General features: G+C 57.3%; 9 protein-coding genes and 1 pseudogene. 7 read left to right on the plus strand and 3 right to left on the minus strand.

Annotated elements, in window-relative coordinates; genetic code table 11:
• Positions 1–6 precede the first annotated feature (6 nt).
• The gene (gene hrpA, locus JZ655_RS11195) at positions 7–3,909 is read right to left on the minus strand and encodes an ATP-dependent RNA helicase HrpA (protein ID WP_207291805.1); all 3,903 of its coding nucleotides are present in this window, start codon (positions 3,907–3,909) and stop codon (positions 7–9) included.
• A gap of 204 nt (positions 3,910–4,113) precedes the next feature.
• Between hrpA and azoR the strand changes: the two genes are divergently transcribed.
• Complete coding sequence (gene azoR, locus JZ655_RS11200; protein WP_207291806.1) at positions 4,114–4,719, plus strand: FMN-dependent NADH-azoreductase; 606 nt, start codon at positions 4,114–4,116, stop codon at positions 4,717–4,719.
• 49 nt (positions 4,720–4,768) lie between these two features.
• Here the strand turns inward: azoR and JZ655_RS11205 are convergent, their stop codons facing one another.
• Both JZ655_RS11205 and JZ655_RS21630 read right to left on the minus strand, forming a co-directional pair.
• Positions 4,769–5,041, minus strand: coding sequence for a hypothetical protein (locus JZ655_RS11205; protein ID WP_040075470.1), 273 nt, complete (start codon positions 5,039–5,041; stop codon positions 4,769–4,771).
• A gap of 90 nt (positions 5,042–5,131) precedes the next feature.
• A pseudogene (locus JZ655_RS21630) lies at positions 5,132–5,245 on the minus strand (2-thiouracil desulfurase family protein); the annotation flags it as partial.
• Positions 5,246–5,406: 161 nt separating this feature from the next.
• Here JZ655_RS21630 and JZ655_RS11210 point away from each other — a divergent pair.
• The 6 genes from JZ655_RS11210 (at position 5,407) to JZ655_RS11235 (ending at position 12,538) form a co-directional block, all read left to right on the plus strand.
• Positions 5,407–6,104, plus strand: a protein-coding gene (locus JZ655_RS11210; RefSeq protein WP_242637262.1) for an IS1-like element IS1A family transposase whose coding sequence is annotated in 2 segments (ribosomal slippage) — positions 5,407–5,656 and positions 5,656–6,104 — 699 coding nt in all. Because the reading frame shifts where the segments join, the coding sequence is not laid out codon by codon here.
• A 9-nt stretch (positions 6,105–6,113) separates the two neighbouring features.
• Positions 6,114–7,856, plus strand: a complete 1,743-nt coding sequence (locus JZ655_RS11215) for a glycosyltransferase family 2 protein (protein WP_207293836.1) — start codon at positions 6,114–6,116, stop codon at positions 7,854–7,856.
• Positions 7,853–9,184: a DUF3131 domain-containing protein gene (locus tag JZ655_RS11220; protein WP_046885266.1), complete on the plus strand. Its 1,332-nt coding sequence runs from the start codon at positions 7,853–7,855 to the stop codon at positions 9,182–9,184. Before JZ655_RS11215 ends, JZ655_RS11220 begins: the two co-directional genes overlap by 4 nt.
• Positions 9,181–10,728: a DUF3131 domain-containing protein gene (locus tag JZ655_RS11225; protein ID WP_207291807.1), complete on the plus strand. Its 1,548-nt coding sequence runs from the start codon at positions 9,181–9,183 to the stop codon at positions 10,726–10,728. Before JZ655_RS11220 ends, JZ655_RS11225 begins: the two co-directional genes overlap by 4 nt.
• Positions 10,713–12,107, plus strand: coding sequence for a DUF3131 domain-containing protein (locus tag JZ655_RS11230; RefSeq protein ID WP_207291808.1), 1,395 nt, complete (start codon positions 10,713–10,715; stop codon positions 12,105–12,107). The genes JZ655_RS11225 and JZ655_RS11230 overlap by 16 nt, the downstream gene beginning before the upstream one ends.
• A complete protein-coding gene (locus JZ655_RS11235) occupies positions 12,104–12,538 on the plus strand; it encodes a globin (protein ID WP_207291809.1) in 435 nt (144 codons plus the stop codon). Before JZ655_RS11230 ends, JZ655_RS11235 begins: the two co-directional genes overlap by 4 nt.
• Position 12,539: the final 1 nt, after the last annotated feature.

Genomic DNA, 12,539 nt, shown 5'->3' on the forward strand with positions numbered 1-12,539 from the left:
GCATGCTTAAGGTGTGATTTGCTCCATCGCCTGTAGGATACGCTTATCGGATATGGGATAAGGCGTTCCTAACTGCTGGGCGAAGAAGCTGACGCGTAGCTCTTCAATCATCCAGCGGATCGCCTGCACGTCTTCATCATCGCGGCGCGCTGGCGGCAGCTTGTTCAGCCACTGTTGCCACGCCTGCTGCACGCTCTCCACTTTCAGCATCTGGGCGCGATCCCGGTGCGGATCGACGGCCAGCTTCTCCAGGCGCTTTTCAATCGCATTGAGGTACCGCAGCGTGTCGCCCAGGCGCTTAAAGCCGTTACCGGTAACGAAGCCACGATACACCAGCCCTGCCATTTGCGCTTTCACGTCAGACAAGCCCAGAGCCATGGTCATATCCACGCGGCCCTTCAGCCGCTTGTTGATATTAAAGACCGCGGTGAGGATCTGCTCGACCTGTTTCGCGATCTCTACCACGGTGTCGTTCAGCTCTGCGCGTACTTTTTCGTGCAATTTCGCAAAGCCCTCTTCGCTCCAGACCGGGCCGCCCGCTTCGTCGATAAGCTTATCCACACCACAGGCGATACAGTCATCAATCAGGTCCAGCACTTTGCCGTAAGGGTTGAAGTAGAGCCCCAGCTTGGCCTTGTTAGGCAATTTCTCGTGCAGGTACTTGATAGGCGACGGAATGTTCAGCAACAGCAAGCGACGCAGCCCGCGCCACATCTGTTGCTGCTGTTCCTGCGGATTATCAAACAGCTTGATGGCCACGCTGTCACGCTCATCCACCAGCGCCGGCCAGGCTTTTACCTTGTAGTTACCGCGTTTCTGCTCGTAGCTTTCCGGAAGCTGACCAAAGCTCCAGATATGCAGCCCGCTCTGCTCGATACCGTCGTCGGCCACCGCAGAGAGCGTCTCCTGGACCTTGCCTTTCAGCGCCTCTTTCAGCGCCGTCAGGGAGCGACCTTCCTGCAGCTTTTTGTTTTTGTCGTCGACCACGCGAAAGCTGATTTTCAGGTGATCGGGCACCTGATCCCAGTTCCAGTCTTCCCGGTCGATGGTGGTACCGGTCATGCGGCGGAATTCACGCTCCATGGCATCCAGCAGCGGCAGCTCCAGCGGCGTGACGCGGCCTAAAAACGCCTCGGCGTAGTTTGGCGCAGGCACAAAATTACGCCGTACCGGTTTTGGCAGCGATTTGATCAAGGCAATCACCAGCTCGCGGCGCAGGCCAGGGATTTGCCACTCAAACCCGCTCTCTTCCACCTGGTTTAACAGCGGCAGCGGAATGTGGACGGTGACACCATCCGCATCCGTGCCCGGTTCGAACTGGTAGGTGAGACGCAGTTTGAGATTGCCCTGATGCCAGAAGTTCGGGTAATCGAGCTTGCTGACCGACTCCGCCCCCTCTTTGATCAACATGCTCTTCTCAAAGTTGAGCAGGTCCGGCGTCTCTTTACTCGCCTTCTTCCACCAGCTGTCGAAGTGGCGGGCAGAGATCACGTCGTGGCTGATGCGCTGGTCGTAAAACTCAAACAGCGCCTCGTCGTCTACCAGAATGTCGCGGCGACGCGATTTATGCTCCAGCTCTTCCACTTCGGCGCGCAGCTTCAGGTTCTCGCGGAAGAACGCATGGCGCGTCTGCCAGTCGCCTTCCACCAGCGCATGACGGATGAACAGCTCGCGACTGAGGGCCGGGTCAATCTGGCTGTAGTTCACCTTACGTGCAGCGACAATCGGCAGGCCGTAGACGGTGACCTTTTCGGTTGCCATCACCGCCCCCTGCGCCCGCTCCCAGTGCGGCTCACTGTAGGAGCGTTTCAGCAAGTGCTGAGCGACTGGTTCAACCCATTCCGGGTCGATGCGTGCCGCGATGCGCCCCCACAGGCGGCTGGTTTCGACCAGTTCTGCCACCATGGTCCATTTCGGCGGTTTCTTGAATAAACCAGAACCCGGGAAGATGGAGAAACGCGCATTGCGGGCACCGGTAAATTCTTGCTTATCCGCATCCTTCATCCCGATGTGGGACAGTAGCCCGGTCAGCAGCGCAATGTGAATCTCACGGTACTCCGCCGGCTCGCTGTTCACCGGAATGCCCAGCTCTTTCACCACCTGACGCAGCTGGGTATAGATATCCTGCCACTCGCGCACGCGCAGATAGTTGAGGAAATCCACCCGGCACTGGCGGCGGAACTGGTTCGAGGAGAGCGCTTTTTGCTGCTCACCCAGGTAGTTCCACAGGTTCACGAAGGCGAGGAAATCGGACTCTTTATCGTGGAAACGGCGATGTTTTTCGTCGGACGCCTGCTGCTTATCCATTGGGCGTTCGCGCGGATCCTGAATCGACAGCGCCGAGGTGATAATCATTGCCTCACGCACGCAGCCATGTTTTTGCGCTTCCAGCACCATACGCGCCAGACGCGGGTCGACCGGCAGTTGGCTGAGCTGGCGGCCCAGCGGCGTCAGTTTATAAGCGGTTGCCTGCTCATCGGTGGTAATGGCGCCGAGCTCTTCCAGCAGGCGCACGCCATCCTGGATGTTGCGTTTATCCGGCGCTTCAACGAACGGAAACGCGGCGATATTGCCCAGCCCCAGCGCGGTCATCTGCAGAATAACGGACGCCAGGTTGGTGCGCAGAATTTCCGGGTCGGTAAACTCCGGGCGCGAGAGGAAATCGTCTTCCGAATAGAGACGAATACAGATCCCTTCCGACACACGGCCGCAGCGGCCCTTACGCTGGTTGGCCGACGCCTGGGAGACCGGCTCAATCGGCAGACGCTGCACTTTGGTGCGGTAGCTGTAGCGGCTGATGCGCGCCGTACCCGGATCGATAACGTATTTAATGCCCGGCACGGTGAGCGAGGTTTCCGCCACGTTGGTAGCCAGCACGATGCGGCGCCCACTGTGCGACTGAAACACGCGGTTTTGCTCGCTGTTCGACAGGCGGGCATACAGGGGCAGAATCTCGGTATGGCGCAGGTCGCGCTTGCTCAGCGCATCGGCGGTGTCGCGGATTTCGCGCTCGCCGCTCATAAAGATCAGGATATCGCCCGCGCTTTCGTTACCCAGTTCGTCAACGGCGTCGAAAATCGCCTGCAGCTGGTCGCGTTCGGTATCGTCTGCCTCTTCTACAATGGGGCGATAGCGTACTTCGACCGGATAAGTGCGGCCCGACACTTCGATGATGGGCGCGTTGTTAAAATGCTTTGAGAAGCGCTCCGGGTCGATGGTCGCGGAGGTAATAATGATTTTGAGATCCGGACGACGCGGCAGCAGCTCTTTCAGGTAGCCGAGCAGAAAGTCAATGTTCAGGCTACGCTCGTGGGCTTCATCGATAATGATGGTGTCGTACTGCATCAGCAGGCGGTCCTGCTGGATCTCCGCCAGCAGGATACCGTCGGTCATCAGTTTGACCATGGTGTTATCGCTGACGTGATCGCTAAAGCGCACCTTATAACCGATGCAGCCGCCCGGCTCCGTTTGCAGCTCTTCGGCAATACGGTTCGCCACGGTACGTGCCGCCAGACGACGCGGCTGGGTGTGGCCTATCAGCCCTTTTACCCCGCGCCCCAGCTCCATGCAGATTTTCGGCAACTGGGTGGTTTTACCGGAGCCCGTCTCCCCCGCCACGATCACCACCTGGTGGTCGCGTACGGCCTCGAGGATGTCCTGTTTCTTCTGGCTGACCGGCAGATTTTCCGGGTAGGTGATGGCCGGGCGCGCGGCTTCGCGCAGCACGACCTTCCCGGCCGCCTGTTCAATCTCTTTCGCCATCTCCTGATAGATGGCCTGTTGTGCATCAGGATTTTTAACCTTTTTCACACCGTGCAGGCGTCGCGCAAAGCGCTGCTTGTCGCGCAGCGTTAAAGCGTCGAGCTGCTGCTGGAGCATCGGGAAGGTCAATTTCTGTTGTTCTGTCATAGCGTTAAGGGGCAGTGCACTGCCGGATAAAATCTCATTTTAATGATTGTTATAGAGTACCACACCGAGGCATTACGCGCCTTATTCAAAAAATTCGAACATAGGCTTCGATATATTGCGCTATCCCTATGGCAGGATTGTGAATAGAGTGTCATCAAGCAACGGGGTTACCCCCCTTCAATCAAACAAAAACAGGAATCACCCATGAGTAAAGTATTAGTTTTGAAATCCAGTATTCTGGCAGGGTACTCTCAGTCTGGTCAGCTTTCTGATTACTTCGTTAAACAGTGGCGTGAACAGCACACCGCTGACGAAATCACCGTGCGTGACCTAGCTGCAAACCCGATTCCTGTGCTGGATGGCGAACTGGTGGGCGCACTTCGTCCGAGCGATGCCCCTCTGACGCCACGTCAGCAGGAAGCGCTGGCGCTGTCTGATGAACTGATTGCTGAACTGCAGGCCCACGATGTTATCGTGATTAACGCCCCGATGTATAACTTCAACATCCCAACCCAGCTGAAGAACTACTTCGATCTGGTGGCGCGTGCTGGCGTAACCTTCCGTTATACCGAGAGCGGCCCGGAAGGTCTGGTGAAAGGTAAACGTGCTATCGTGCTGACCAGCCGCGGCGGTATTCACAAAGATACCCCAACCGACCTGGTTGCTCCGTACCTGACCGTGTTCCTGGGCTTTATCGGTATCACCGACGTGAACTTCGTGTTCGCTGAAGGTATCGCTTACGGGCCGGAAGTGGCGACCAAAGCGCAGAATGACGCAAAAGCGGCAATCGACGGCTTTGTCGCAGCCTAAGTTTCTCCCCTCTCACCGCCCGGTGGGAGGGTTTTCTTTTCTGCCTGATTTACTTCAGACCCTCTGATAACCACGCGATAACAAAGCACACGAGCGCCACAAGCGAGACGACGACGGGCCATGTCATAAAAGCATGCACTGTCATCTCTTCTTCTTTTTTAATATCCGCCAGACGGGCAAGCGCCCTCTTCTCATCCCGCGCATTGACCTCTTCAAACAGTTTTTGATATCCCTGCTGCTTTAATTGCGTCGCGCCCTGAAGATCGCTTTTTGGCAATGCTTTAACGGTATTCCCTTTTCTGAAAAAGAAAAACTCAGGCATCTCTGTTCCTTTATTGCAAAGTTGCGTGACCTTCAACATTACGGGGGGCGGCGTACTATTTCCATCATTTTCAGGCGAGCAACAGCTACCGCTGCCCTGGTAGGTTTCAGCACACGATTTGAACTGAGGGCTTCCGTCAGTTAACAACGCAGCATGATAGCCCGATTCCTGAGTCGCTTGTAGAGCTAACCAGGCGGCAAGTTGAGTGACGATTTTGCTTTAGCCGTTCCGTTATAACGAACATGGAACCTTATCAGGGTCCGCATAATGTAATTGAATAATGTCAGCTTAGAGTGAAACACCCACGTTAGGTGATGCTGCCAACTTACTGATTTAGTGTATGATGGTGTTTTTGAGGTGCTCCAGTGGCTTCTGTTTCTATCAGCTGTCCCTCCTGTTCAGCTACTGACGGGGTGGTGCGTAACGGCAAAAGCACCGCCGGACATCAGCGCTATCTCTGCTCTCACTGCCGTAAAACATGGCAACTGCAGTTCACTTACACCGCTTCTCAACCCGGTACGCACCAGAAAATCATTGATATGGCCATGAATGGCGTTGGATGCCGGGCAACCGCCCGCATTATGGGCGTTGGCCTCAACACGATTTTACGTCACTTAAAAAACTCAGGCCGCAGTCGGTAACCTCGCGCATACAGCCGGGCAGTGACGTCATCGTCTGCGCGGAAATGGACGAACAGTGGGGCTATGTCGGGGCTAAATCGCTCCAGCGCTGGCTGTTTTACGCGTATGACAGGCTCCGGAAGACGGTTGTTGCGCACGTATTCGGTGAACGCACTATGGCGACGCTGGGGCGTCTTATGAGCCTGCTGTCACCCTTTGACGTGGTGATATGGATGACGGATGGCTGGCCGCTGTATGAATCCCGCCTGAAGGGAAAGCTGCACGTAATCAGCAAGCGATATACGCAGCGAATTGAGCGGCATAACCTGAATCTGAGGCAGCACCTGGCACGGCTGGGACGGAAGTCGCTGTCGTTCTCAAAATCGGTGGAGCTGCATGACAAAGTCATCGGGCATTATCTGAACATAAAACACTATCAATAAGTTGGAGTCATTACCTGGCAAGTATTAGCGGTTGCCGCGCTTATTCTTGGTGCTAATTATATCTACTGGCGCTGGACAGCCTCATTGAATACCGATGCGCTCTGGTATGCCATTCCGCTGGTGCTGGCAGAGACTCTGGCCTGGATCGGTACGGTGCTGTTTACCATTAATTTGTGGAAGGAAGAGGACCCTGCGCAAAATCCGCCGCCGGTTGAGATCAACGACTGCCTGAGACCCGAAGACGCAGAAGACGTAAGGCCAATCAAGATCGACCTTTTCATCGCCACCTATTCCGAAGATGTGGAGCTGGTCAGGCTCTCGATCCGCGATGCCCTGAAAGTCACCTACCCCGGCCCGCTGGATTTTAAGGTGCACGTGCTGGATGACGGACGACGCCCCGAGATGAAGGCCGTCTGCGAACAAGAGGGAGCCAACTATATCACCCGACAGACCAATATCGGCTTCAAGGCCGGTAACCTGCGCAATGGGCTTGAACAGACCGACGGTGATTTCCTGGTAATTTGCGATGCCGATACCCGCGTTTTTCCGACGCTGCTGAGCCATACGCTCGGCTATTTTCGCGATCCGGACGTCGCCTGGGTACAAACCCCGCAGTGGTTCTTCGACCTGCCGGAGGGTGAAAACCTCTCACGCTGGCTGGGGCGCAGAGCGGGTAAAGTGGGCTACGGGCTGGGATGGCTGGCGCAGAAATTCATCGGACCGGTCACCGTTGGCCGGGACCCCTTCTTCAACGATCCGCGCATGTTCTATGACGTAATTTTACGCCGCCGCAACTGGGCTAACGCCGCATTCTGCTGCGGCGCAGCTTCTATCCACCGGCGCGAAGCGGTGATGCAGGCAGCGCTACGAAGCTATGTCTGGGCTGTCGAAGAGGAGATCGACCGCCATACCCGCGATATACGCGATCCCGCGATGCGCGAAACCCTGCAGGACGCCATGCGCCCACACGTTGCGTTCGATACCGAGCTTACCCCCTATAAGTTTCACGTTTCCGAGGATATTTATACCTCGATCCTGCTGCATGGCGACAGCGCGCGTCGCTGGCGCTCGGTGATGCACCCGCGTATTGAATCGAAAATGCTCTCCCCGCAGGACATGCTGACGTGGATGATTCAGCGCTTCAAATATGCCGCGGGTTCGCTGGATATTCTTTTCCACGATAATATTTTCAGCCGCCGCCGCTTTAAGCTCTCGTTGCCGCAGACGCTAATGTACGCCACCACCTTCTGGTCTTACATGGCCTGCGTGTGGAATACCGTATTTCTGATCTCCCCCATTATTTATCTTTTTACCGGTATTCCGCCCGTCTCCGCCTGGTCTGAGCCCTTTTATCTCCATTTCCTCCCCTTTTTCATTGTCTCCGAGCTGGCATTTATGTTTGGCACCTGGGGCATATCGGCGTGGGACGGCAGGGCCTCTTATCTCTCGTTTTTCTCCATGAATCTGCGCGCGTTAAACACGGTATTGCGCGGGGAGCAGATTAAGTTTCACGTCACGCCAAAAGAGCGACAGACCGGCCGCTTTCTCTATCTGGTGAAGCCGCAAATCGCCATTGTCGTGCTTACCCTGGCAGGGCTCATCTGGGGAGGCATTCAGGTGGCGCGAGGGGAAGTAGACGACCCTTCCGGCTACGTCATTAACATCTTCTGGGGCGCGGTGAATATTGCTGCCATGCTGCCGCTGATCCTGGCCGCCATGTGGACGCCGACTGAAGAGGAGGCGCAGCCATGAGAAAACGCGATGCGCTGCTGTCCGCCCGCAGTTATCTCACGATTTTGATCGGCTTTCTGCTGGGGTTCGCCATTGTTGTCTGGGTAGAAAAACAGATGCCAACGCGTGTCGAAAGCAGTGCGGGAATGAGCCTAAGTAACGATTTCCCTCCGCTTCCCGCCCCGCGTGAATTGACCTTTGACGAGGCTATCTGGGCGCGCGTGGCATGGCAGTATTATGTGAATAATACGCAGCCGAACGGCCTGGCCAACGCACACGATGGCGAACCCTGGTTCAGCCTGTGGAGCACCGGCAGTTACCTCTTTGCCATGATCGCGGCAAAGCAGCTCAACATTCTGAGCGACGACGAGTTTGATGAACGCGTCACCGCCGCGTTGTTTACCCTGGGCCAGCTGCCGCTTAATCCGCAGGGGTTGCCTGCTGCCTATTATCATGCAGACACGCTCCACATGCTGGGTAAGCCGGATCCCTCCGCGATAGGCATGGGCCGCCTGCTCAACGCCCTGCAAACATTGCTGTGGCGTTATCCTCAGCACGCCGCCGCCGTGCGGGATCTCTTTAACCAGTGGAAGGTGGCGGCCCTGATTACCAACAACACCGCGACACAGGCCGCCGCGCCGCTTCATCACTGGGCGCTGGCGGTGGATGAGCCCAGAAACAGCTTCGGTTACCGCTTGTATGCCAGCCATACGCTGCGGCTCATCGACAGCGCAGCGGGACTGGCGGTCACTAACCCGCCGGAGGGGCAGCAGATGATCGACATCGACGGCATCATGGTGCCCGACGAAGGGCTGCGCACCCCCTGGGGTCGTCAGCCCTCTCTGATCAGCCTTCCCTATCTGTTAACAGGCCTCGAACTGGGTTTTGACGTCCAGAGCGCGGAGATTACCTGGCGCATTATGCAGATCCAGCAGCGCCGCCACGGCCTGCGGGTCAGCAAGCCCCCTATCAGCACCGACTATGCCGAGCCCGCCCCGGACTATGTCAACGATCTGCCTGACCGCCAGCCGCTGCAAAACAGCGCCCTGCGCGATGCCACCCCCGAGCAGACGGCTATCACCTCTACCCGTACCGCCTTTGCCTGGTATGCACTGTTCCGCAATGGCTGGAGCGAAGCCTTGCGCCAGCAAGTGCAGAAATTGCAGGTACCCGGCAAGGGCTGGCAGCGCGGACTTAATCTCAACAGCAGCGTAAACGACATCGTAGACGGCGACACTAACGCCATCGTGCTCGAAAGCCTGGCCTATATCGTTCACGGTCAGATGCTATGTCTGGCCTGCCTCGGCCCCGCCAATCCACCTACTTCGTCAGCAGGAGCTAAGCCATGAAGCTGAAATCGTTACTCTATTTTCCTCTTCTGGCCGGGCTTATGGCGTGCTGGCTCACCCTCTCTGCGGCGCAGGCCGTCACCGGGCTACCGGCCTCCGAGTACGAACCGCGTAGCGGGGAGCTGAATGCGCGGGAGATGGCGATTGCCAAAAACGCCTGGCAATATTTTGTCGCCAATTACCAGCCCACCACCGGGCTGGTGAATGCCGTAAATAAATACCCCTCCACCACCATGTGGGACAGCGCCTCTTATATGGCTGCCATGACGGCAGCACGTGAGCTGGGGATTATTGATAAAGCCGAGTTCGATCGCCGGATGCTGAAATTACTCGCCACCCTCAACAAGCTGGATTTGTTCCGCAACGAGTTACCTAACAAGGCCTACAACACCATCACCGGGCAGAAGGTTAACTACCAGAACAAGCCTGGAGAAATTGGCTTCTCGGCGCTGGATATCGGCAGGATGTTGATCTGGCTGAAGGTGATTAAAGAGCGCTATCCAGAATACGGCAACAGCATCGATAACGTGTTACTGGGATGGAATTTCACCAACGTCATCAACCCCTGCGGCATGCTGTACGGCGCTTACCTGGAAAATGGCCAGCCAAAGTATGTCCAGGAGGGGCGCCTCGGCTACGAGGAGTATGGCGCGGCGGGGTTCTCGCTGTGGGGCTTTGGCACGTGTCAATCCAGCCAGCCTCAGCCTTATGAGCTGGCAGAGATCTACTGCGTGATGGTGCCTTACGATTCGCGCGATCCCCGTATGACCAGCCAGCACAACTATGTGGTCACCGAGTCTTACGTCCTCTACGGCCTGGAGTTTGGCTTTGATAAGCCCGAGGATCGGGATAACACCCCGCGCGATTACTCGCACCCCTGGATGAAAAACTTCGCTGACCGGGTCTACCAGGCCCAGGAGAACCGCTACGCGATTACCGGGGTGTTAACCGCACGCTCCGAGCATCAGCTCGATAAGTCCCCCTACTTCGTTTATGACACCGTCTTCAGCGACGGCTTTAACTGGAACACCATCACCGATAAAGGCCAGTACGTACCCAATACCGCGGCCATTTCGCTGAAGGCGGCGCTGGGTATGTGGGTCTTATGGGACTCGCCCTATACCGACCGCCTGCTGGACGCCATCGAAAACGCTAACGAAGCGGACAAGGGCTATTACGAAGGGCTATACGAAAATGGCGATGGCCCCATTAAAGAGTTCATCGCCAATAACAACGGCATCATGCTGGAGTCGCTGCTGTTTAAAAAAGAGGGCAAATTGCTCCAGTACAATACTGACAACCCGAAAAACCGCGATTTCGCCCCTTCGCTCTGGGACAAAAAGCTGGTGGATCTGTTTGAGCCGAATAACACCGCGCGCAATCGCCCCTTCCTGAACAGTACGCCGGCCGTCAAAACCTGGTGTGAACAGACCGGCACTACGCAGCGGACGAAACCCGCCTGCCAGGCTTGCCAGTGCGCCTCTTGCAACGCGGACGCGCCCGTTAAATTACCCCCGGTGACCGCGCAATGCTTAAAACCCTAGCCCGCACGCTGGCGGTCTCTGCTGTGGTATTGGTCGTCCTGCTGGCGCTGTTCAGCCGGGAGGGCGCCGGGTGGCGCTGGTTAACCAAAGGGGGCTGGCACACCACCGCGCGTATCGATGCCCTCACCCCCCAGGAGCGGGAGTGGGCGCGTATTGCGTGGCGCTATTTTGAAAATAATACCCAGCCGCAAACCGGGTTAGTCAACGGTAGCGACAAACAGCCGCGCGCAACCTTGTGGCAGATGGGCGATACGCTTATCGCCCTGCTGGCCGCCCGGGATCTGGGGCTGGTTAACGAGCCTGAGTTTGATGCCCGGCTGACCCGCCTGCTGGGCACGCTCAATCGCCTGACGCTAACCGACACCCGCACGCCAGGCAGACTTTATTCCACGCAGACGGCGTCCCCCATTGATTTCAGCGGTAAGCCAGCGAAGAGCGGCTGGTCGGCAAAGGATATGGCGCGACTCATGCTGGCCCTGCGGCTCACCGCTGAGCGCGCTCCTCAGTATCGCGAGTATCTGGATAAGATCATTCTGCGCTGGAACTTCTGCCCGGTCATCGACGATGAGGGAGAGTTGCGCTCTGCTTCAATGCAGAACGGGCAGCCGATGATTCGCGACGAACTCCGTCTCGGTGAGAGCGAATATGCCGCCAGCGCGTTTCGCCTGTGGGGGTTTGCTCCCGACAAGGCGCTAAACCCGCCGTCGCAGCATGTCATTCTCTTTCAGCGTCGGCTCGCCGTTGATGCCCGCGACCCGCGCACCACCTGGCAACCCTCGCTGCTGACCACCCTTCCCGCCATGCTACCGGGGCTGGAGTTCGGCTGGCAGTTGCCCGGCGTCTCCTCCGATCTGCAAAAAACGCTGCGTACCCGGGCCGAAGGGATATGGCTCAGCCAGAAAACGCGCTGGGAGCAAGATAAAGTCCTTACCGCGCGCGCCGACTTTTATCTCACTCAGGCTCCCTGGCACGTTGAGGATACCGTCTGGGGGAATGGCTATGCCTGGAACACGCTGGGAGACGATGGAAAATATTATCCCCGGCTGGCACAGGTGTCGACCAAAGCGGTTTTTGTGCTCTGGGCGCTGTGGGATAACGACTACACCGACAGCCTGATGGCAGTGACTCGCCATCTCAATCGCCCGCAGCAGGGGTGGTTCGAAGGTCGCGTCGAGGCAACCGGGGACATTAACCCCACCCTCACCCTCTCAACCAACGCCATGGTGCTGGAAGCCCTGCTGTACAAAAACAACGCCGGGCCGCTGTTAGAAAACGGTCTGGTGGATAACGCGGGCTATTTCTCTCGCCGCACGTCAGATACTTTCAACCCGCCCGGCCTCTGTCTTCCGGGTGAACGGGCCGCGAGGGCCACGCAATGAAATTCTACCGCGACCTCTTTGAGGCAAGCCTAAACCGCGTCATTGCCGGGCACGACAGAAAACGCTTTTTCGAGGCCTTCTGGGACACCTTCATTCATATGTCCCCTGAAACGGAGCGGCACTTCGCCCGTCGCCCGAAACAGGAGGGCCAGCAGATGATCTACAAAAGCTTCTTCGCCATGCTCGCGGTCGACGGCGTGCTGTTTGTACCCGATTTTCTCGAACGGCTTGCCCGGGAGCAGAGCGATGAAGGGCTGCGCCTGCCTCCGCGCTTTTTTGCCCTGTGGCGAGAAGCGATGCTCAGCACCGTACGCACCCGCGACCCGCTCTGCGATGAGGAGATCCTCACGGCCTGGGCGATGGCGATAGCGCCCGGTCTGGAATATCTGCGCCGCCAGGCGGAGCTTCACTATCAGGCGGGAGACGACTAAC

This window comes from Leclercia pneumoniae (genome assembly GCF_017348915.1).
Classification (GTDB): Bacteria; Pseudomonadota; Gammaproteobacteria; order Enterobacterales; family Enterobacteriaceae; genus Enterobacter; species Enterobacter pneumoniae.

Coding starts and splice junctions, on each gene's coding strand:
- hrpA (WP_207291805.1), bottom strand. CDS start 3,909: ATGACAGAACAACAGAAATTGACCTTCCCGATGCTCCAGCAGCAGCTC.
- JZ655_RS11225 (WP_207291807.1), top strand. CDS start 9,181: ATGAAGCTGAAATCGTTACTCTATTTTCCTCTTCTGGCCGGGCTTATG.
- JZ655_RS11220 (WP_046885266.1), top strand. CDS start 7,853: ATGAGAAAACGCGATGCGCTGCTGTCCGCCCGCAGTTATCTCACGATT.
- JZ655_RS11230 (WP_207291808.1), top strand. CDS start 10,713: ATGCTTAAAACCCTAGCCCGCACGCTGGCGGTCTCTGCTGTGGTATTG.
- JZ655_RS11205 (WP_040075470.1), bottom strand. CDS start 5,041: ATGCCTGAGTTTTTCTTTTTCAGAAAAGGGAATACCGTTAAAGCATTG.
- azoR (WP_207291806.1), top strand. CDS start 4,114: ATGAGTAAAGTATTAGTTTTGAAATCCAGTATTCTGGCAGGGTACTCT.
- JZ655_RS11235 (WP_207291809.1), top strand. CDS start 12,104: ATGAAATTCTACCGCGACCTCTTTGAGGCAAGCCTAAACCGCGTCATT.